The following is a 21,428-nucleotide window of genomic DNA, read 5'->3' as shown; positions in this document are numbered from 1 at the left end:
CAATATGTGAATTAAAAATGTTTAGTACGCCTCTTTTGGATATTGAATTAAAACTTAATGCTGATATAGGCGAATTTGCAGGTTGGAAAATGCCAATGAAATATACTTCTTATCAAGAAGAACATTTAGCTGTACGCTCTTCTGCTGCATTTTTTGACTTATCACACATGGGGAGACTAAAAATAACTGGAAAAATTGATGAGTTCGATCTTTTGATAGCGAAAGATATTAAAAAAGCTTCCTATAATACTATGATAGGACCAACAGCATTTCTTAATGATAAAGGCGGTTTTATAGACGATGTAATGACATATAAGTTAAGTGATACCGAATTCTTAATTGTTACAAATGCAATAAATAGAGAAAAAGTAATAAATTGGATAAAATCTAATTCGTCATTAGAAGTAGAAGATCTAACATTTAAATATGCTATGATTGCTATACAAGGAAGAAATGTGTGGAATTACATAGAAAAGACTGATCTACAACCATTAGAATTTAAAATTAATACTAAATTTCTTGGGGAAGAAGTCTTTCTTATTAGCAGATCAGGGTGGACTGGAGAAGATGGAGTAGAAGTTTGGGGAAGCCCAGAAGTAATCTCAAAAATTATTCAAAGACTTATTTCGGTAGGAGTTAAACCATCTGGTTTAATTTGTAGAGATAGTATAAGACAAGAAATGGGATTTGTATTGTATGGAGAAGATATAGATGAGAACATAACTCCCGTAGAAGCAAGATATTGGGTTTTCTCTCTTGATAAACAATTTATTGGCAGAGAGAAAATAGTAGAACAGTTAAAGAATGGTGTCGAAAAAATAAGAGTTGGATTAAAATTAAAGAAAGGAGAAAGAAGTATTCCTAGAAAAGATAATAAGATAAAAATACTAGATAACGAAATTGGATATGTAACAAGTTCAACGTTTTCACCCTATCTTAATAGAGTCATAGGAATGGGGTATATTAACTCAAAATACGCTCTATTCGGCTACTCTGCCAATATAGAGATAAGAAATAGGCAAGTTGAAGCTAAATTACAAGACTTTCCATTTATTTAGTGATAGTAATGTCAGAAATTATAGTCGGTGGAAAATACAAAGTATTAAAAGATAGATATTATTCAGAAACAGATGAGTGGATATTGGTTAAAGAAAACATAGCTATTGTGGGAATAACTGATTATGCACAGAAAAAACTACGTGATATCGTAGGTGTTGAATTACCAGAGATAGATAAAGAAGTTAAGGCTAATGATCCGGTTGCTGTTGTAGAATCCGTAAAAGCCGCTGCAGATATTTACTCTCCATTATCTGGAAAAGTAATAGAAACAAACCAAAAACTGACTGAGTCACCAGAACTAATAAATAAAGATCCTTATGGTGAAGGCTGGATATTTAAACTAGAGATAAGTGACAGGAACGAAATAGAAAAATTGTTAAGTCCGGAAAAGTATAGTGAATTAATAAAACAAAGAGAGGGATTATAATGAGCCAATACGAAATTATTGAAAAATATACTCCAATTTTATCTAAACCTTCTTATCTTATAGTTGGATTACCAGACGCCGGATTAGTTGGAGTGATAGCAACAGAGTATTTGATAGAAAGGTTAAAACTTAAAGAGTTTGCCGAAATTTACGCGCCAACTATTTTACCCCCAATTTCTCACGTTCAAGACGGAATAGCAAAATCCCCTATAAGACTCTATCATAACCATAATATGATAGTATTTCATTCATGGATAGCCATACCCTCATCTGCAATAAATGTAATAAGTAGGATTATAGTTGATGTTGCAAAGAAATATGGTATTTCAAATATTATATCGATAACAGGATTACCAATACAAGATAGGCTAAACGCTGAAAAATTAAATGCATATTGGATAGCAAATGATTATAATACAGCTCAAGATTTACAAAAACTTGGTCTTATGGAAAAATTCGGTGATGGTTATATAGCTGGTCCATATGCTCCTTTGCTTATTGAATCACACAAAAATAATTTAAGTAATTTCGTTATTGTTGTTGAATCTTTTCTTGATCTACCAGATCCAGAAGCATCAGCAATAGCATTAACTATATTGAGTAAATATATAGGGTTCTCTATAAGTGTTGACGAATTACTAAAAGAAGCAGAAGATATTAGAGATAAAATTAAGGGATTAATGGAGCAGACAAAACAAGAATTACCGACTTATGCATCAAATAGACCAATGACATATGCGTGATAAAAATGCCGGCTTTTAAAGACTTAGATGAATTAATAAAGAACCTATTAAAACAAGAGGAAGAAAAATTTAGAAGAATACAAAGAGAAATAGAGGAAGAAATAGAAAGAGAACTAAGAAGATTTTCTTCACCATTATATAGTGTTAATGAAACCGATGAAGGATACGAATATCTTATAGATGTTCCTAAAGCTGATTTAGCTACATTAAAAGTTGAATCAAGACCAAGGAGATTATCTGTTTCTTGTAAAACAAAGGATGGTAAAGAATATAGACTTAATTTAAGCTTACCAGATGATGCTGATCCTTCAACTATGGATGTTTCAAGAGTTAAATGGTTATTAAAAGTAACAATAAAGAAAAAGAAACAGTAGAAAAACTGCTTTTTATCTTGTTATTAATAAGCTTTAGAAACATTTATATAAACGGCGTTCAAGTAGATTAAATAGGGATAAATTCTTGTCTGATGAAACAACAAGATTTTCAAAAGATGTAGAAACTAGGAAAGTTCAAAGACTGGGTTCTTCTTCTCTTTTTATAACATTACCTAAAAAATGGATAAACAAATGGGGAATTAAACCAGGAGATAAAATAATTATGGAAGTATCTGAAGACGGCACTTTGCGTTTAGTTGCTGAAAAAATAAAATTAAACTCAAATAAAAGGTCTGTAAAAATCGATATTGATAGCTTCAAGCAATCAATGACTACAGCAATCCCTTGTTTATATGCACTAGGTTATGATGAAATAGTATTTTCTTCTAGGAAAAATTTGGAACATAAAGAAGTAGAAGATGTAATGAATTTCTCAAAGCAATTAGTGGGCATAGAAGTATCTGAAGTTACAGAAGACAGAATAAAACTAGATTGCTTATTAGATACTGAAAAAATAGGCATAGAATCTTTACTAAGGAGAATATTGAATATTATAGCAAAAAAAGTAGATGATATTATAGCTATTCTTAAAGGTCAGAATCAGTCAGAAGTACAATCTACAATAGAAGATCTTAGACGGGTATACCTTATGTTATTAAGAAGAAGTATGGGTGGAAGATATAATTCTGAAAGGGATACTCTGAGGAATTTCATTATAGCTGTAAATTCTTCTATATTGTTAAGAGTATACCACGTAATGCAAAAACTTAATGAAGTTATAAAAAAAGATGAAAAACTGAGAAATGACCAAGAAATAAATAAAAAATTAATAGAAGTATTTCAAAAAATAAACGATTTATTTGATGAAATAATAATGAGTATATTATTTCCAAGTATAAAGAGAATTTCTAACGGATTTACCCTAATATCACAAATTAAACTAGCATTATCACAAATAAATACGGATAATCAAATTCTCCTAAGTTATATGGATGATTTACTTACTATGCTAGAAGAAGCATTAAATAACTCTTCATGTTCATTATTCCTTGAAGAAGCCCCTTGGATAGAGAGAAATTTAAGCTCATAAGTAGAAGTGATATATATGACAACTTTAAAAATCGAAAATCTTCACGTAACAGTAGAAGGTAAAGAAATACTCAAAGGTGTCTCGCTAACTATAAACTCTGGAGAGATACATGTATTAATGGGACCTAACGGAAGTGGAAAGACCTCATTATCACTGGCTATAATGGGACATCCTAAATATAAAATCACTGAAGGCAAAATCTTACTAGATAATGAAGATATAACAAATCTTGAAACACATGAAAAAGTCAAAAAAGGATTATTCTTAGCATTTCAAAATCCCATAGAAATAAGCGGAGTAAAACTTTCTACATTACTAGTAGCGGAGTATAACAGAATTTACGGTTCATCACAATCCCCGCTACAAGTTATAAGTTATGTAAAAGAACTAAGTAAAACTGTAGGAGTAAGTGACTCATTATTAAACAGAGGTGTTTTTGAAGGATTTAGTGGTGGAGAAAAAAAGAGAACAGAAATTCTACAAATGTTATTAATGAAACCTAAAATAGCAATACTCGATGAGCCAGATTCAGGTGTTGATGTTGACGGTCTTAGAGCTATTGCTGAAGCTATAGTAAAACTTAGAAATGAGAATAATACTGGATACTTAATAATAACTCATTATAGAAGGATTCTTGATCACGTGAAAGCTGATAAAGTTCATGTACTTTATAGAGGTAAAATAGTAGCTTCTGGTGGGATGGAATTAGCTAAACTTATAGATGAAAAAGGGTATGAAGGAATATTGAAATAATTAGTAATTTTTCTAGAATTTAAAATTTTTAATTATTTATAGATAAGCTTATATTAGATCTTTAACAGAGTTAATGATAGGTAAACCAAAATGCCAGAAGAGAAATTCTCGCTTGATATTAACGAGATCATAAATGCCACAATAGAGGCTAAAAACAATAATCTTAGTCAAAGTGAATTTCATAAACGTGTAGTAGAGTCAGGGCTAAGCAAAGACGTAATCGTTGAAATTTCAAAACTCAAAAAAGAACCAGAATGGATGCTCAGATTAAGATTAAAAAGTTTAGAATTATTTGAAAAACTCCCAACTCCTAATTGGTTACCAGATTTCCTTTCCGAATTAGATGTTTCAAAAATGGAAATTTACATAAAGCCTGATGTAGAAAGAACATCAAATTGGGATGAAGTACCACCAGAAATTAGAAAATATTATGAACAATTAGGAATTCCTCAGTCAGAACAACAATACTTAGGAGGTTTAGTTGCAACATTTGAATCAGAATCAATTTACTCTAACGTTAAACAAGAATTAGCTAAGAAAGGAGTAATAATGATGCCGCCAGAAGAAGCAATACAAAAATACCCAGACATAATAAAAGAATACTTCACAAAAATCTTCCCCGTTTCCGATCACAAATTTGCCGCACTTCATGGTGCCTTATGGAGTGGTGGAGTATTCGTATATGTACCAAAAGGTGTGAAAATAACCACACCAGTCGAAGGATTCTTCATAATAGGAAGTGAAATGGAAGGACAATTTGAGCACACCTTAATCATAGCAGATGAAGGTTCATATATACATTTCATTGAAGGATGCTCAGCACCACAATTTAAGAAATTCTCATTCCACGATGGTATGGTAGAATTATATGCAAAGAAAAACGCTTATATTAAATTCACAACAGTACAAAACTGGAGCAAAAATGTAATTAACTTTAATAATAAGAGGGCATGGGCAGATGAAAATTCAACAGTGGAATGGGTAGAAGGTTCTTTAGGATCAAAATATAGTTTCGTTTATCCATCAACAATATTAAGAGGAAGAAATGCCTCATCAACAAGTTTAGTAGTAACATTAGCCAGCGGTGAAGGAGAATGGAAGGACAGCGGATCAAAAATGATTCACGCAGCACCAAATACTAAGAGTAAAGTAATAAACAAGAACATAGGATTTAATGGCGGAGTAAACATATACAGAGGCTTAATAAGGGTTAACAAAGGAGCTACTGGTGCAAAAGCATTTGTAAAGTGTGATTCACTAATGCTTGATGAGAAAACAAAAGCATATACATTCCCACATAACCAAGTCTTTGAAGAAGATGCAGATGTAGCTCATGAAGCCCATACTTTCAGAATGAATGAAGATCAATTATTCTATTTAATGAATAGAGGTATAGACGAAAAAGAATCAGTTTCAATGCTAGTCTTAGGATTTATTGATGAGATTATGAAAGAACTACCATTTGAATATGCTACAATGCTGAATAAGGTTATTAAGTTAGAATTAGATAAACTAGGTGCAGTGGCATAAATGAGTATAATCGATTTTTCTTCTGTACAAAAATACATTTCTAACTTGGAAAATAAAGGAGAAAGACAAAAATTACTTTCTTTAGCAGAATCATTGCCATACCAAATTATAAACGATTCTCCTACAGTTAAGCATTATACTGAATGGAGTGAGTATGATAAACTTAACTTAACAATCTTTCCCTCTTCAAATAAAGTAAAGAAGTATGAAATAGAAGGATACAAGACAATCTATATACAAGATGATAACATAATAGGAGGAGAAATAAGCTTTGAACCAACAAATAATCTGATGAAAGCAGATGAAACTAAGCTTGTCTCTTTAACATTGGCATTATCAAAAAAACTGAAAATAAACATAGAAGACTCTTCAAAAATCTTAATATATCATAACGTAACAGAAAAAGGTTACATTTCTCCAGCTAACATAGAAATAAATGTGAAGGAAGGTGCAATAGTAGATATAATATATCTGGCTGAAAACGAAATACCAGACTCCCTTCAATCGTCAGTTATTTCTCTAAAAATAGGAAGAGATTCTCAAGTTAATTTCACATTAATTGCCAAATCCACATACATTTATAATTATAGTAAAGTTTATTGTGAAGGAGAACTTAACGCAACATTATTTGCTACTAAATCAAAAATGGCGCACATAGAATATACAACAATTCTAGAGAAAGATGCAAGATCAGTCTTTAGTGCTAAATCAATAGGAAGAGACAACGATAAAATAGATATGAAAGTAAACGTACAACATGAAGGATTAAGAAGTGTAAGTGAAGGAAACTTAAAAGGAATAGCTACTGATAATGCATTAGTAGTTGTAAGAGGAGACGCATCAGTAAATCAAATAGCATTTGATTCATCTACATCGATAATAGGTAGAGCATATATATTGGGTAAAGATGCAAAATCGATAGTAGCACCTATGTTAGAAGTAAAGACTGGAAGAGTACTAATGGCTAAGCATTCTGCATCAGTATCTAGAGTACCAGATGATTTAATATTCTATTTAGAAAATAGAGGATTAAGTAGAAAAGAGGCAGAATCATTTCTAATAAGAGGATTCATTGAAGATGAAAAAGATCCAGAGATCTTAAAGAAAGTAATTGAAGAAACTCTTGCGGAAAGTAAGATAATAGTTTCGGTTTAGTCTCTCTATTCTGACTTATATCAAATTGGACTTATTTATAATCCACTTTTTAGGTATTACTTGATGAGAAATGAGAGTAGTTACATTCAAAATAGAGGAGAATTTGTTACAACAACTAGACCTCTATGCATTAAACAATAGGATTACCAGAAGTGAAATAATAAGAGAGGCTTTAATAAGATACTTGAGGGAGAAAAAAGCCGCTGCGGGGATTTGAACCCCGGACCGCCGGCTGTCCTGTCCTTTACCCTTACAAGGCCGGCGCTCTAACCAGGCTGAGCTACAGCGGCAAATAAAAATATTACGAAATAAGATATAAAGTTTATTTTTGCTTTGATTGACCGACATGTTTTAAAGACTAATTTTTATTTTCACTATAACTCACTTTTCGTAAATGATAAAACAAATAATGATAAACAAACTCTTATCATTACTTGAAGAAGACACATACCCAGAAGACGTGACAAGTAAAATAGTTTCTGGGATAAAATGTAAAGCCATAATAATATCTAAAGATGAGGGAATATTAGCCGGTCAAAAGTTCATTATTCCTTTCTTAGAATATTTAGGAATAAAGATAGAAAATTATATGAAAGATGGAACACAAATAAAGAAAAAAGATATAGTATTAGAGATAGAAGGAGACGCAGAAACAATCTTAGGAGTAGAGAGATTAGTACTGAATCTATTAGGCAAATTATCTGGTATATCTACAGTAACCCACTTGATGACAAGACTGGCTAAGAGTGTAAACCCTTATGTTAGAATAGCTGGGACCAGGAAAACAACTCCAGGTTTAAGAGTATTTGAAAAATACGCAATTGAAGTAGGTGGAGGAGATCCTCACAGATTTAATCTTTCCGATGCAGTGTTAATAAAAGATAATCACATTGCTCTAATCGGAAGTGTAAAAGAAGCTATAAGGAGAGCTAAAGAAATAACAAGTTTTACTAAAAAAATTGAGGTTGAAGTATCAAGTTTAAAAGATGCATTAGAAGCATATCAAGCTGGTGCAGATGCTATACTTTTAGATAATATGAAACCAGAAGAAATAATACCAGTAGTAAATGAATTAAAAGGGAAAGTAATAGTAGAAGCTTCTGGCGGAATAAATCCAGATAATGTAATTGAATATGCAAAAACGGGGGTTGACATTATTTCAAGTGGTTATATAACCCATAGTTCAAGGTCATTAGACTTCTCTCTTGATGTATATAAATCATAAAAACAAATTTTCGATAGTAATATTTAAAAACTTAAAATGCACAGAACACATGTTCGGGGATATATGCCAGACGCAGTGGAGTTAATAAAAGAAATAAAGAATTTAAAGAGAAATAAAAACGCGATAATTTTAGGTCATAATTATATGGAGTATGGAGTACAATTAGTATCAGATTTCACTGGAGATTCTTATGATTTAGCAGTAAAAGCAATGAAAACAAATGCAGACATTATAGTATTCGCTGGAGTATATTTTATGGCAGAACAAGCAGCAGCATTAAATCCAGATAAAAAAGTATTATCCCCAGATCCTAATGCCGGTTGCTCTTTATCGGATTCCTTAGATGTAGATACTTTAAAAAAATATAAAGAAATGTATCCTAATGCTCCAGTAGTATTGTATATTAACACTAGTATTTACACGAAAGCATTAGCAGATTATATTGTAACTTCTTCAACTGCTATAAAAGTAGTGAAAAGTTTAGACGCAGACACAATAATATTCGGTCCAGACGCAAATTTAGCAAATTACGTTGAGAGAAAAACTGGGAAGAGATTAGTAAAAGTGCCACCAAACGGAAGATGTATAGTCCATGCCAATTACACAAGACAACTAGTTGAATTAGCAAGAAAGAAATATCCTAACGCAATACTCATGGCACATCCAGAAAGTCCATTAGAAATATTAGAAGCATCAGACTTTGTAGGCTCAACAAATCAAATGATAAAATTTGCTAAAGAAAGTCCCTATAAAGAATTCATAGTAGCTACAGAGTTAGGTATGATAAACGCATTAAAGTTGCAAGTACCAGAAAAAACATTCTACCCATTAGTTACTACTGAAGCTTATGCATGTGCAAGATGTCCTTATATGGCTATGATAACATTAGAAAAAATAAAAAGATCACTAGAAGAAGAAATTTATGAAGTGAAAGTACCTAAGGATATAGCAGAAAGGGCAAAAGAAGCATTTGAAAGGACAATGAGACTACTAAACAACTAACTTAAAATAAATCCTTTTTTCCCAATTAGGATCCTTATAAGGATAATCCTCCCTAAAATGATTACCCCTACTCTCCTTTCTTATTTCAGCAGCTAATGCGGTCAAATAAGATATAATAGCCTCATTTTGCGTAGAACTAGAATAAGTATTTATAGCCTTAACCAATTTCTCCTCATTCCTTATTATACCAACATTTTCCCAATTGATCCTCCTTATCTCTTTAAGAGACAGAGTCTTATTACCAGATATCCTAACAGAATGAACAATACCGTCATCAGTAGATATTCCCTCCCAACTACTATCAACATATCTTGGCAAATTAATGCCAAAAACCAAACCTTCTAAAAGAGAATTACTAGCTAACCTATTAGCACCATGTAAACCAGAATCACTAACCTCGCCAATAGCATAAAGATTTACAATATTACTTTCCCCTCTAATATTAACCCTAATACCTCCATCAACAAAATGAGCTGCAGGAAATATAGGAATCTTAACTTTGTAATTATGACCATGCCTAGCTAAATACTTAGCAACAACAGGGAACTTTCTTTCAAAATCCTCAATTTTACTCAAATCAATAAAAACCTTATGTCCCTTTAACATTTCAATATAAATAGCCCTAGAAAGAATATCCCTAGGTGCTAATTCTCCTCTCTTATCATAATTAAATAAAAACCTTTCTCCATTCTCATTAATGATTTGTGCTCCCTCACCCCTTAAAGTTTCTGTTAGTAAGAAAACTTCTCCGTCTAAACTTGTAACAGTAGGATGAAATTGTACAAACTCCATATCAGCAAGTATAGTCCCAGCCTTAAAAGCAATAGCCATACCATCCCCAATATTAGTAGATTGAGTAGAAGAGTATTCATAAAGATAAGAATAACCACCAGTAGCTAAAACAAGTTTATCAACATCTTCAACCAAACCCCTCTTTTCCGTAACAAAACCAGTAACCTTCCCGTCTTTAACCCTTATCTCAACAAGTCTATCCTCAATTATGGGAATTCCTTCCTCCCTAGCAAGCTTTAATAAAAAGTTGAATATCTCTCTTCCCGTCTCATCAGTCCTATGCAAAACTCTCCTCTTTGTATGACCTCCTTCTAACCTTAAATCCTCCTCAAACTCAAAACCCCAACTCTCAAAAGTCTCTATAACATTCTTAGCCTCAGATGTAACATAATTAACAGTCTTTACATCGCACAATCCATCACCAACCCTAATAGTGTCTTGAGCATGTAGCTCTGGACTATCATCGCTTCCAACAGAAGCTGCAACACCACCCTTAGCTATGGGAGTAGAACCACCATCAATTCTTTTACTTATTAAAGTAACTTTCTTTCCAGCCCTTCTTAACGCAACACCAGCAGATAAACCAGCAATACCTGAACCAATTATATAGATCATATATAATCGAACATGTGTTCGGAGTTTAAAAAATTAAAGTTTAAATTTATTTAAATACTCTAAAGGTAAACTACAGCAAGCATCATACATATCTAAATAACCCCATAATTTCCTGGAAGGATTAGAAATTCTCTCAACAAGACCTCTTTCTACTACTATCTTATCTAACTCATCCTTAATCTTATAAGGTCTCATACAACCAATACTAACCTTTCCATTCATTAACCTACTACCAAGCTCAACATATTTAATAATATCAGAAATCTGAGGGATACCAAAATTCTCCGAGGGAGTACCTTTAGTAGGTATGAGGACTAAGAAATTAACAAGATAAGGTTTCATAGAAGAAGCAATTTTAATACTCTCCTCAATATCATCATTAGGAAAACCTAAAATTATATGGGGAACAATATATTTAGGACCCCTAGTTATAAAATCTTCCAAAACTTTAATATAATCCTCCCTATTCCTCTTTATCCCCTTATTTTCAAAAGCTCTTAGTGAGTAAGCAAACTCGTAATCCACAATATCGACAACATCAGACATTTCCTCTATTAATTCCCTTTCTACTAACCCAGGATGAATATTAAAAATCACATCTTCGAACTCTCTTTTAACCCTTTTCATAACCGGTAATATTCTTTTGAGATTCAGTAACCTCCCTTGTGGATCAAAACCACCACTAATTAAAAACCCCTTAACCCCTCTTTCATACTTCTTCTTTAAGATTTTGTAAAATTCTTCTTCAGAAATAGCAGGCTCCATACTCTTTATATATGTTGAATTACAATATGTGCAACTTAAAGAACAAGAACCACCAGATATGCTTATAACAGAAAATTTTCTCAAAATTACGAACCCATATACCAACGGAAATCCCTCAAAGGAATATTATACAACTTATCTCTAGGATCTTCATTATAATAAGGTCTGTCACAAGATGGACAACCAGATGTTAGGTATGCAAGCTTAGAATTCTTTCCCTCAAATATTATGTATCTCATTCTTTGAATGTGCCTATACCTTTCAAGAGAAGGTCTCTCTAAATTCTCAAAAGGAGTACCCTTAACCGGGGTAAAAGCAAACAAAGCAACCTCAGCACCAATATCTTTTAACTCTTTCATTAAACTAATTAATTCATCATCAGTCTCACCAAGACCAACTATTAAATGAGCGTAAACATGACCCCTTCCAAAGACTCTAACAGCTTCCTTTATAAATTTCATATACTCATCAAAAGTATAAGGCTTACCAACATAATCCCAAAGCCTCTTAACAGTATCCAAACCAACGCCTAAATAGTCAACATTTAACTCCTTAAATTTATACAAATAGCTTACCTCTATGGGGGTTATGGTAACAGATTTATGCTTATTTCTAGTAAGCTTAAGAATATCAATAACCTCATCAACAAAACCCTTCTTTATTACAGTTTGTAAACAAAAACGGGAAAAAATGGAAAGTTTTTCAGCAGTCTCATCATTAAAATCAACTAAATACCACTTAACCCTAGATAAATAAGTCTTATCAGCATTAGATAAGACAGATTGCGTACAGAACTTACACTTACCTTCACAACCACCATATTGTAAAGCATAAGCAGTCTCACTAACCTTTATACCCCTTTTTAAATAGTAGTAAGTACCCGAAGAAAGTAGAACTTTCATTTTTTGACACACTCTAAGAACTTCTCATATAACTCATCAATATCAACACCTAAAATAAAAGCATTGGGTCTCTTACCTTTACTTAAACTATCTTCTATCAATCTCAAATCATCATCAGTAGTGAAGAAATCACCAGTAACCTCAACATTATTATCATAGACCCTCAAAATAACAGTCTTTCCGGCCCTAGACCTAAACACCTTTTCACAAATCATCTCAAATAAGTCCATTGAGGATTAGTATATTTAAACCTTAATGATTCACTAAACTCCTTCTCTATGTCAGTTAACTCACCATCCTCAAGATTAAAAACAGACTTAAAACCCTCAATTAAAGCCTCTAAAGCCTCACTCCTTGATATATTATAACCCAAAAGTAAAGAAACAGTAGTAACTCTAGACTTAGCCTCACCTCTTTCAGCCTCCTTAACCTTTGGAGACTTAATGACCCTCATAAACTCTGGGTTTGTAGCATACATAAAAGTACCATGAACTAAAATAGAATTCCTCTTAATAGCCCCAGCCATTCCAACAATCTTCTTACCCTGAACAACAATATCATTTATCGGAGAAAACTCTCCCTTCAAATCAAAATGAGAAAGAGCGTTAATTAACGCTTTAGCAATAGTTTGATAAGCCTTCATTAAATCATTACCCTTGATAGCAACACTCCAAGTAATTTCACCATTTTCGTCATGTAAAGCCGGACCACCACCGGTAAAACGTCTTATTAAGGGGAAATTAAAACGTCTCAATTCTTCCTCATTAACCCAATCCTTTACTGCCAAAAATCTACCTAGCGTTAAAGTTGTAGGTTTAAAATTCCAGAACCTAACGGTTTCTGGTATTAAATCCTTAGTAAGAAGCAGAAGCATAGTCTCATCAAGAGCCATTTGTCTCTCTCCACGTTCGCCACCTTCAATTATAAGTCTCATAAAAATAAAAACTCATAAAGGGTTTATAAGAAAACATATTTTAATAGGCTGTAAGAGTTTTTATTTAGTTAGTGATAGAATAAATAGACTTTTTTATCTATTTGAAGAAGATATTTAATTTCTTACACGATTATTGATTTGTTAGTTAATAATTCTATAACACATAGATTATTAATATATTATATTCTATAATCACATATATTTGTATATCTAATATAATATAGAAAAATAATTCATTAAGATTTGTTGATTAATAATATTTTTCATAGAACTTTATTCTATAAGTCTTCACTAAGATATAATATAATTTCTGCAAATATTACAAATCAGAATACTATTACTCTTCCTCACTTAAATACCTTAAATTATCAATAATATGAGATAGAATGTGATCCTCAGAAATAGGCAGTGACTTAAACAATCCCTTTTTCTCACTAAAAACACCTATATTTACATAACTATCCTTAAACGATAAACTAACATGAATCTTATAAGTGATTCCCTTATCATTATCTAGTAAATAAGTTATGTCAGAGGAGGATATTGAATGGATCAAGAGAAATTTCTGAAGATATTCTTCGACCTTAACGTTTCTAGTATCTTCTCTAGGGTAAAGAAAAACTACATATTTATTCTCATCACTCTTCTCGAAAATATGAAAATGATAAGTTAAAGGAATAAATAGTTCTGGTTTTCTTACAAATCTTGCAATAAGTCTATTACTTTTAATCCTCTCAGAAATCATTTCTCTCTCACCATTAAGTAAAGAATAGTTGCAAGTAAAATTACGTCAAAAACAATAGCTATAGGAACTTGAGGAATAATTGGCAAAACTTTTCCTAAAAAAGGTGCTGGAAATAAATGAGTATAAATTATCAGAAAAGTATTCCACGAATCCAATAAGAAAAAATATGGCAGCAATTTCTTGCTATAAGTCAAAATTTCATAAGCTTCAAATAAATATAATGCTGAATTAAATCCGAAATATTCAGAGTAAATTGCAAAGATAAAAGAAGCCTTACCAACTACATGAGCAGCAATAGTTGCAGCATTATATCCGACTGTTAAATGCAAAATACTCCACGCTATTCCAGTTATGCCTGCAATGAGCCTAGGAAATTTCATTTTTTAAAAAACTACTTATCATACAATATATAAGTTTTTACCCAAAAAACTCATATCCGTCATTACTTAAATCCTTCACTATTTTATATAAATTATCCAGTCTTATATCCATGTTTATTAATCTTCATATCTATATTCGATAAGACTAATACTTTTCTTAGTGCTATTTAACATACCCTAAATTACTATAATGAAGTATACCTCTACAAGGAGTAAATGCGTTAAGCATAAGAAGAAACTAAGTTACTAAATTGCAGAAAACTCAAGGAAAACTACAATAGAAGAGACATACGCGCATTAATAGCTCAGGCTTTAAGTAAAAAATTGACAAGTTAAAAAACGTGCTTAAAAAGGGGTAAGTATTCTTGGCAAATAGGGATAAAATGGAAAGAAATTATATAAGTCTCGCAGATCTCTTTGATCATATTACAATAGCGAAGCTCAGAGATCCTATGTCTAATGAGATTAAAGAATCAATGCTTATGACTATAATAGAAACCTCAGCTTCATTCTCACCAACTATGAGATTATTAAAACATAGATAGAATGAATAATCAAAAATTGTTATTTATGATATAAATAATTTATATTTTAGTGTTTATTTTTATAAAAATTAAAAAATGATATTGATATTAATTATAATACGAGCTTAAGCATCTTTTACTATTTTGCACACTTTTTATACTAAACATAAGGTTAACAATTAACTTATCTTTTTCTTAAGTAAATACCTTTGTATTTTTCCACTTTCGGTTTTCGGTAATTTATCGATGAAATCCACCCTCTCTAAATGCACAGTCTTAGAGTAACGACTCTTAACAAACTCTATTATCTCCTTTTTTAGCTCTTCACTTGGAGTATATCCGGGTTTAAGAACTATATATGCGTGGAGAACGTGCCCCCTAATAGGATCTTCATCAGCAACTACTGCAGATTCAAGGATAGCTGGATGCTCTAATAGCACACTCTCTACTTCAAAAGGTCCAATCCTATATCCAGACACCTTAGTTACATCATCCTTTCTACCAATAAACCAGAAGTATCCGTCTTGATCTTTAGATGCTACATCACCAGTTAAATACCAATCTCCTCTGAAAGCTTCTTGCGTTTTCTCAGGATTATTCAAATATCCTAGAAAATGAAATCCTGGAGAAGTCTTCTTTACAGCTATATTCTCTTCTATAATATCCACCTCATAACCTGGTGCTGGTAACCCCATACTACCTATCTTTAACTCATAATCATAACCCCAACCATTATACACTACCATCCCTACTTCAGTCTGACCATAATGGTCTTTCACAATCACATTATAATTATCTTTAAACCACTTTATTACCTCTGGATTAAGGGGTTCTCCTGCAGAGCTAGCTCTTTCAAGCCTTAAATCGTACTTCCTTTTCACAGACCTCGATATAATCCTATATGTAGTAGGTGCCCATGCGAAATTTGTTATTTTGTTTTCTTCAAGAAACTCCATTGTTCTTTCTGCATCGAAAGGCTCATCTAGGAATATTACAGTCTTGCCGAAAAGCAATGGGCCTATAATTCCATAATAGAGACCATATGCCCAGCCAGGATCAGCACCATTCCAGAAAATATCATTCTCTCTTAACCCAATTCCGTATTTCATATATACGTATGTGTTAAGTAAAAGCCTCTTAGATATTAATGCTCCTTTAGGTAAACCAGTACTCCCAGAAGTATAAAGTAAAATAATTGGATCGTTCCAGCTTAGCCTTTCTATCTCTTCTAATCTCCCGTAAGATGTTAACTCATCAAGCTTTGAAAGTGGTACTCCTTCACTTACCTTCTCTTTTTGATCATCTTGATAAAATAACACTTTAGGTTTTTTATCTCTAGTCCTAATTTCTATAGCCTTAGGTCCAAAGGCTGTAAATAAGGGCTGATACAAAGCTCCTATATAGAGACTGGCTAAGAGGACTATAACTTGCTCAATTTTCTTAGAAGCTAAAACTGATATTACATCTCCCTTCTTAACACCAGCTATATGCTTCAGATAAGAAGCAAGCCTTAACGCTTTATCTTTAAGTTCTTGGAAAGTAATTTGTTCTTTTCCTTCTTTACTAAATCTAATTACAGCTACCCCCTCATGGTCTACTAGTGATGAAATATCTATTGTTTTTTCGATCTCCTTCCAGCTAAAACTTCTTACAACCTCATAATAACTTACCATAAAATAAAAATAAAAAGAGAAATAATTAAGCTTTCATAAATTACGTTATTTATTAATATCTCAATCTGTTCTTATTTTATAATCTTTATACCGTAGGGTGATTCAGGTTTCCTTTCTAGTTATAATTTTCTCATAGAGTTAGAATAATTTTATGAAGAAATAATTGATTATATGTCATTATCTCCATTAAGTCCGTGGTATAAACTCCTTAGTCTCTCCAATTGTGAATGTACAATGAATTATCTGATCCAAAATGAATCGCAAAGAACCCCTTAGTCTTCCACATAATTCATACTTATCTATGCAAAATTAGGCTTTACTTATCACTAGTTAGCATCAAATGGTTTATTATAATATTCCGCAAAACCTAAGCCAATAGACCTTTTTACCCTTCAACCTACTTATAATTTTTGGAGTGTTTAGTATAATAATAAGCCTTATGAACTAAAGTAATTAAGAACCACTCATTATGTAGGTCTAGGGGGCTCAAGTGATAATCTTTGCTATGTTTAAAATATGATCTAAAGGTTTATTATTGAGTGTCTTTTGTGCTCTTTATAAGAACATTTAATTACTACTTACCTTTGATAACACCCAACATTACAATATAAAAAGCTCACACTTAATATGATAAATATTTAACTTTTCAGTTCGAGAACTACTTGTGAAGCTTAGGATTAAGTCCTTAGGTCCTATCAGTGAGGAGAGTGAAATAGAACTCGGTGATCTAACTGTCTTCTTCGGTCCCCCAAACTCTGGTAAATCAACTGTCTTAAGGGCTATTTACTATTCATTAAACACTTTTGGATGGGAGCTATTATCAAGTAAGAAACCTGGATACGGACTCCTCAATATTAGTTATGAAATCGTTGATGAAAAAACTGTAAAGCTTATTTTCACACCCTCTGACTTATTTATAAGGCAATCTCTTCCAGAAGGAGACTTCACTTTTGAGCCTTTTTCTTTTATTGATTTCATAAAAACTCATAAGGTGTATGAAAGAGGGATAAAAGGTAACGTAAAGTTCACTTCTATAGTGTCTCCTTCTGAGTGCGATGAGAAAGTAATAAAAAGACTAGGTGAGATAGGCGTAAATTTTGAGGCTGAGATTATAGGTAATAAAGGATATGCACGGATTCTTACAGCGATTGAAGGTATATCAGAAAGTTGCAGAGATTATCTATATCATGTAATTGCTGAAGGTATAGTAGAAGAAATAGGTAAAAGAATTTACTCTAAATTAGAATTAGAATTCTGGAAAGAAATGAGCAAAAGAGAGAGTATAAGCAATGTACTACTCATACCCTATAATAGGTCACTTGTGGCATATGAAGTTGTTAACATTATTTCACGAATAAGCCAGAGTACTAATAACCTACTTGTACTTTCTGACGAATTTGAGGAGGCTTTGAGAAAAAGTGCGTGGGTAGCAGGTTCACTTTTAGATGTTATAGAACTGTTATTCTTTTATTTTAGGGTACTTCAGTCCTCTTCTCTTTTAAAACGATTCGGAGAGGGTGACAAAATATATAGAATTTTAAAGCCATTAATTCCAGGTAATGTAAAGCTTAGTGAAAACGGAGAACTATATTATATTGAGAAAAAGGTTATTCCCTGGAGATTCGTCTCTGCATCAATAATGGAAGTTATAAGCTTACTCCTCACATTAAGAGAAAGAGAAATCGTATTATATGAGGAACCCGAATCACAATTTCACGAGAAGCTTCAAATACTTATGGGTCTTATCCTTTATGCATTAACAACCACAAATAAACTCGTTATAACCACACATAGCCAAACAATACTTTATACTCTAGCATTTTTATCCTTTTTAAAACCCACCTCAGAAGAGATTATAAAACTCCTAGACTCTCTTGAAATAAAAAATGATGAATTAGTAGAGAATATACTAGAGGCAAACAAGAAAATAGTTAGGTTTTACTATTTTCATGACGGTAGAGTTGAAGAGATAAGCGATGAGACTATAACCAAAGGTATACCTAGCTTTGTGGATGTACTTGATAAAGAGTTAAAATGGTTTTCTGAAATATATTTGTCCAGGTTGAGAAAGGGTGCCGTTTCTAAAGAATAGCTATATAATTGATGGAAATTGTAAGTATAATATTAAAAACAAAGAGATTTATACATTTGTAGACTTTGAACATATATTTAATAATTTGGATGATAGTATTAAAAACAAGCTCAGTCTAAATAAAGAACATTGTGACGCAATACTCGTTAGCAATAATTCTGTAGAGATAATAGAAATGTCAATGAATACTGATAGAGATTTATTGGAATTTCTTAATAAATTTGAATATTGTATGAATTTTCTAGAATATTTAAACAAGAACAGAATTAGCCTATTCCAAGAAGAAATCAAACTTGTCACAGTAATAAATCCCAATAAGTTAATGGAGTTTTACCAGTATAGTAAGAACTTTAAGAATCTACTTAAGCACTACAAAAAGAATATACTTTTAAAATATGACCCACAATTAGTTCCCATAAGTTGTGAGGACTAGGTCATTATATACGTAAAGAGATAAGAAAGGAATGAAATAAATGCTAAATCGTCTTAAATATAGTCTTTTTCATAATAGGCACCATACGCCATGCGTCTCACAAACCTAAGCTTAAAACCGTAGGAGTCGCAAAGGACTAGCTTTAACTTAAGATGTTAAAAGTAGACTAATTATGTAAGCGAGAAGATACGATTCTTATCGACAGATATCATTTACCCTTAGCATTTACTATGAAAAAGACTATATCACCACAGTATACCACTACTTCCATAAATAGGAAATTAACTGGATTCTTAAAAACCTTGATGATTACCTAACTCTTAGGATTAGCATCAGTCTAAGTCGTAGACCAATTCTATAGCATAGAATAAAAATAGTTTAACTGAATATTACCATAGAGCAGTAATAACAAAATAAAAAAGTGAATAAAACTACTCCATAATTTAAATTAAATTCCTTTATAGTCAGATTAGAAATATTACATTAAAAACAATATCAGATCGCCAACTAAAGTTCAGTTTCTGAACTTATACGATGCATTAAATATCCTAGCATACATATTACAGCGATGATTCCAATATTTGAAACCCAGTACAATGAAGAACTATTTTATTCTGTTTATTTCATAGTGTTTTCAGTAGATTTCATTATTGCTTACCGTAACATGTGGGTGAGAAGAAGAGCAGAAGTAAGAGAAAGAGAATTCTCAACTTTCTTTATCTTCATAGGGGCATTATTTTTTACAATCTTCTTCTCCTTCTTTTTTGGATATTATTCCTACTTTAGTGGAATAGGAGAACTACCCGAAGCATTTATATACATAGGTTTAGTCTTTATGATAGCAGGAGAGAGTTTTAGGATATGGGCAATACTTACTCTAGGCAAATACTTCTCACCCGTTGTTACAGTATATTCAGACCAGAGAGTTATAAGCTGGGGCCCTTATAGTCTTGTAAGACATCCCGCATACGGCGGTGCTATTATATTACTCCTAGGTGTGGCCTTATCTTTAAGGAGCCTATTTTCTCTACCACTGGTCTTAGTAGATATTGCAGTCTATAATTATAGAGCTAACTTAGAGGAAAGGTTATTAATCCAGAACTTAGGAGAGGAATATCTTGATTATAAGAAGAGAGTAAAGAAAAAAATCATTCCATACGTATTTTGAGACCCTAAAGACGTCTTTCTTACTATAGGAAACTTTATTCAAGATAAAGCCAGCAGAATATGAGTCTATTACAGTATAAATTTCCCATATCTGTCACCAATTGTCTAATATTTCCTCTAAACCAAAGAAAACCACCTAGGATTAGCATAAATAAATAGAAAGCAGATATCGAAACATCATAATAAAACTTTTATACAAAATAAAGTCACAGAATAATTCCCCTTACTTATTCTATCTTATAACATAAGTGATATTTACTTAACCAAGTAAAAGACAAAATAAAAAGGAATAAGAAAATTAAATTACATTATGACATCTCTTATAAAACTGACAGTCGTAAAAATACGTGAATTATAACATAACACGTTAAAGTTAGCTTTAAATACATTATTGATACAATACTATATTCGCGGACAACCCCGCGGGAGAACAACTCCCGCCGGGGGATAATTGCACTTATGGGGGGATGAGAAAGCCCGGGAACCTAACCCGGGACACCTCATCCCCAACAGGGGAAGCCATGGACGGTGAAAAGCCCTCCCGTCCCAATTCCGGTTGATCCTGCCGGACCCGACCGCTATCGGGGTAGCACTAAGCCATGGGAGTCGTACACCCCCGGGCAAGGGGGTGTGGCGGACGGCTGAGTAACACGTGGCTAACCTACCCTCGGGAGGGGGATAACCCCGGGAAACTGGGGATAATCCCCCATAGGGGAGGAGTCCTGGAACGGTTCCTCCCTTAAAAGGGTATGGGCTATTTCCCGCTCATACCCGCCCGAGGATGGGGCTGCGGCCCATCAGGCTGTTGGCGGGGTAACGGCCCGCCAAACCTATAACGGGTAGGGGCCGTGGGAGCGGGAGCCCCCAGTTGGGCACTGAGACAAGGGCCCAGGCCCTACGGGGCGCACCAGGCGGGAAACGTCCCCAATGCGCGAAAGCGTGAGGGCGCTACCCCGAGTGCCCCCGTAAGGGGGCTTTTCCCCGCTCTACAAAGGCGGGGGAATAAGCGGGGGGCAAGTCTGGTGTCAGCCGCCGCGGTAACACCAGC

At 32.9% G+C, this 21,428-nt stretch carries 23 protein-coding genes, 1 tRNA gene and 1 rRNA gene (1 of these 25 cut by a window edge); 16 read left to right on the top strand and 9 right to left on the bottom strand.

The features are described from left to right. Nucleotides 1–17 precede the first annotated feature (17 nt). The 9 genes from gcvT (at nucleotide 18) to STK_RS14580 (ending at nucleotide 7,348) form a co-directional block, all read left to right on the top strand. Complete coding sequence (gcvT, locus tag STK_RS06665) at nucleotides 18–1,058, top strand: glycine cleavage system aminomethyltransferase GcvT (RefSeq protein WP_010979225.1); 1,041 nt, start codon at nucleotides 18–20, stop codon at nucleotides 1,056–1,058. A gap of 8 nt (nucleotides 1,059–1,066) precedes the next feature. Then, entirely contained in the window at nucleotides 1,067–1,486 is a 420-nt protein-coding gene (gene gcvH / locus STK_RS06660) for a glycine cleavage system protein GcvH (protein WP_052846941.1), read from the top strand. Further along, nucleotides 1,486–2,229: a proteasome assembly chaperone family protein gene (locus STK_RS06655; RefSeq protein ID WP_010979223.1), complete on the top strand. Its 744-nt coding sequence runs from the start codon at nucleotides 1,486–1,488 to the stop codon at nucleotides 2,227–2,229. Before gcvH ends, STK_RS06655 begins: the two co-directional genes overlap by 1 nt. 5 nt (nucleotides 2,230–2,234) lie before the next feature. Then, nucleotides 2,235–2,603 carry an Hsp20/alpha crystallin family protein gene (locus STK_RS06650; RefSeq protein ID WP_069168191.1) on the top strand — a complete coding sequence of 123 codons (369 nt, stop codon included), beginning with the start codon at nucleotides 2,235–2,237 and terminating at the stop codon, nucleotides 2,601–2,603. An 85-nt stretch (nucleotides 2,604–2,688) separates the two neighbouring features. Beyond that, nucleotides 2,689–3,693 carry an AbrB/MazE/SpoVT family DNA-binding domain-containing protein gene (locus STK_RS06645; protein WP_052846506.1) on the top strand — a complete coding sequence of 335 codons (1,005 nt, stop codon included), beginning with the start codon at nucleotides 2,689–2,691 and terminating at the stop codon, nucleotides 3,691–3,693. A 15-nt stretch (nucleotides 3,694–3,708) separates the two neighbouring features. Next, nucleotides 3,709–4,446 carry a Fe-S cluster assembly ATPase SufC gene (sufC, locus tag STK_RS06640; protein ID WP_052846505.1) on the top strand — a complete coding sequence of 246 codons (738 nt, stop codon included), beginning with the start codon at nucleotides 3,709–3,711 and terminating at the stop codon, nucleotides 4,444–4,446. A gap of 90 nt (nucleotides 4,447–4,536) precedes the next feature. Continuing rightward, nucleotides 4,537–5,976: a Fe-S cluster assembly protein SufB gene (gene sufB, locus STK_RS06635; protein WP_010979219.1), complete on the top strand. Its 1,440-nt coding sequence runs from the start codon at nucleotides 4,537–4,539 to the stop codon at nucleotides 5,974–5,976. Next, entirely contained in the window at nucleotides 5,977–7,131 is a 1,155-nt protein-coding gene (locus STK_RS06630; protein ID WP_010979218.1) for a SufB/SufD family protein, read from the top strand. A 70-nt stretch (nucleotides 7,132–7,201) separates the two neighbouring features. Further along, the gene (locus tag STK_RS14580) at nucleotides 7,202–7,348 is read left to right on the top strand and encodes a ribbon-helix-helix protein, CopG family (protein WP_084742691.1); all 147 of its coding nucleotides are present in this window, start codon (nucleotides 7,202–7,204) and stop codon (nucleotides 7,346–7,348) included. Here STK_RS14580 and STK_RS06625 read toward each other — a convergent pair. Beyond that, nucleotides 7,330–7,421 (bottom strand) — tRNA-Thr (locus tag STK_RS06625). The two genes, STK_RS14580 and STK_RS06625, sit on opposite strands and share 19 nt — an antisense overlap. 104 nt (nucleotides 7,422–7,525) lie before the next feature. Between STK_RS06625 and nadC the strand changes: the two genes are divergently transcribed. Both nadC and nadA read left to right on the top strand, forming a co-directional pair. Continuing rightward, entirely contained in the window at nucleotides 7,526–8,356 is an 831-nt protein-coding gene (gene nadC, locus STK_RS06620) for a carboxylating nicotinate-nucleotide diphosphorylase (protein ID WP_010979217.1), read from the top strand. A gap of 63 nt (nucleotides 8,357–8,419) precedes the next feature. Next, nucleotides 8,420–9,358 (top strand): quinolinate synthase NadA, encoded by a 939-nt coding sequence (gene nadA / locus STK_RS06615; RefSeq protein WP_052846504.1) that lies wholly within the window; start codon nucleotides 8,420–8,422, stop codon nucleotides 9,356–9,358. On the opposite strand, the gene STK_RS06610 is transcribed toward nadA, so the two are convergent. From STK_RS06610 to STK_RS06580, 7 genes are all read right to left on the bottom strand, one after another. After that, complete coding sequence (locus tag STK_RS06610; RefSeq protein ID WP_010979215.1) at nucleotides 9,347–10,765, bottom strand: L-aspartate oxidase; 1,419 nt, start codon at nucleotides 10,763–10,765, stop codon at nucleotides 9,347–9,349. The genes nadA and STK_RS06610 overlap by 12 nt on opposite strands. Nucleotides 10,766–10,798: 33 nt before the next feature. Further along, nucleotides 10,799–11,614, bottom strand: a complete 816-nt coding sequence (locus STK_RS06605) for a radical SAM protein (RefSeq protein WP_232616532.1) — start codon at nucleotides 11,612–11,614, stop codon at nucleotides 10,799–10,801. A 2-nt stretch (nucleotides 11,615–11,616) separates the two neighbouring features. Beyond that, nucleotides 11,617–12,432: a radical SAM protein gene (locus STK_RS06600; protein WP_052846502.1), complete on the bottom strand. Its 816-nt coding sequence runs from the start codon at nucleotides 12,430–12,432 to the stop codon at nucleotides 11,617–11,619. Further along, a complete protein-coding gene (locus tag STK_RS06595) occupies nucleotides 12,429–12,647 on the bottom strand; it encodes a hypothetical protein (protein WP_052846501.1) in 219 nt (72 codons plus the stop codon). The genes STK_RS06600 and STK_RS06595 overlap by 4 nt, the downstream gene beginning before the upstream one ends. Further along, nucleotides 12,644–13,366 carry a lipoate--protein ligase family protein gene (locus STK_RS06590; RefSeq protein WP_010979212.1) on the bottom strand — a complete coding sequence of 241 codons (723 nt, stop codon included), beginning with the start codon at nucleotides 13,364–13,366 and terminating at the stop codon, nucleotides 12,644–12,646. Before STK_RS06590 ends, STK_RS06595 begins: the two co-directional genes overlap by 4 nt. Before the next feature lie 337 nt (nucleotides 13,367–13,703). Next, nucleotides 13,704–14,111: a hypothetical protein gene (locus STK_RS06585; RefSeq protein ID WP_010979211.1), complete on the bottom strand. Its 408-nt coding sequence runs from the start codon at nucleotides 14,109–14,111 to the stop codon at nucleotides 13,704–13,706. Beyond that, complete coding sequence (locus STK_RS06580; RefSeq protein ID WP_010979210.1) at nucleotides 14,108–14,491, bottom strand: hypothetical protein; 384 nt, start codon at nucleotides 14,489–14,491, stop codon at nucleotides 14,108–14,110. Before STK_RS06580 ends, STK_RS06585 begins: the two co-directional genes overlap by 4 nt. Before the next feature lie 365 nt (nucleotides 14,492–14,856). Here STK_RS06580 and STK_RS06575 point away from each other — a divergent pair, with 365 nt between their 5' ends. Continuing rightward, nucleotides 14,857–15,036: a hypothetical protein gene (locus STK_RS06575; RefSeq protein ID WP_052846500.1), complete on the top strand. Its 180-nt coding sequence runs from the start codon at nucleotides 14,857–14,859 to the stop codon at nucleotides 15,034–15,036. A 158-nt stretch (nucleotides 15,037–15,194) separates the two neighbouring features. On the opposite strand, the gene STK_RS06570 is transcribed toward STK_RS06575, so the two are convergent. Further along, on the bottom strand, nucleotides 15,195–16,688 hold the full coding sequence (locus tag STK_RS06570) for an acyl-CoA synthetase (protein ID WP_010979209.1): 1,494 nt from the start codon (nucleotides 16,686–16,688) through the stop codon (nucleotides 15,195–15,197). A 664-nt stretch (nucleotides 16,689–17,352) separates the two neighbouring features. On the opposite strand from STK_RS06570, the gene STK_RS06565 reads away from it, so the two are divergent. The 4 genes from STK_RS06565 to STK_RS06550 form a co-directional block, all read left to right on the top strand. Further along, the gene (locus STK_RS06565) at nucleotides 17,353–18,780 is read left to right on the top strand and encodes an AAA family ATPase (protein ID WP_010979208.1); all 1,428 of its coding nucleotides are present in this window, start codon (nucleotides 17,353–17,355) and stop codon (nucleotides 18,778–18,780) included. Next, on the top strand, nucleotides 18,761–19,213 hold the full coding sequence (locus STK_RS06560) for a hypothetical protein (RefSeq protein WP_010979207.1): 453 nt from the start codon (nucleotides 18,761–18,763) through the stop codon (nucleotides 19,211–19,213). The genes STK_RS06565 and STK_RS06560 overlap by 20 nt, the downstream gene beginning before the upstream one ends. Nucleotides 19,214–19,781: 568 nt before the next feature. After that, complete coding sequence (locus STK_RS06555) at nucleotides 19,782–20,381, top strand: methyltransferase family protein (RefSeq protein ID WP_010979206.1); 600 nt, start codon at nucleotides 19,782–19,784, stop codon at nucleotides 20,379–20,381. A 548-nt stretch (nucleotides 20,382–20,929) separates the two neighbouring features. Continuing rightward, nucleotides 20,930–21,428 (top strand): 16S ribosomal RNA (locus STK_RS06550); it runs 997 nt beyond the window's last position.

This window comes from Sulfurisphaera tokodaii str. 7 (genome assembly GCF_000011205.1).
Lineage (GTDB): Archaea > Thermoproteota > Thermoprotei_A > Sulfolobales > Sulfolobaceae > Sulfurisphaera > Sulfurisphaera tokodaii.
This window is presented reverse-complemented; position numbering and strand designations above follow the sequence as displayed.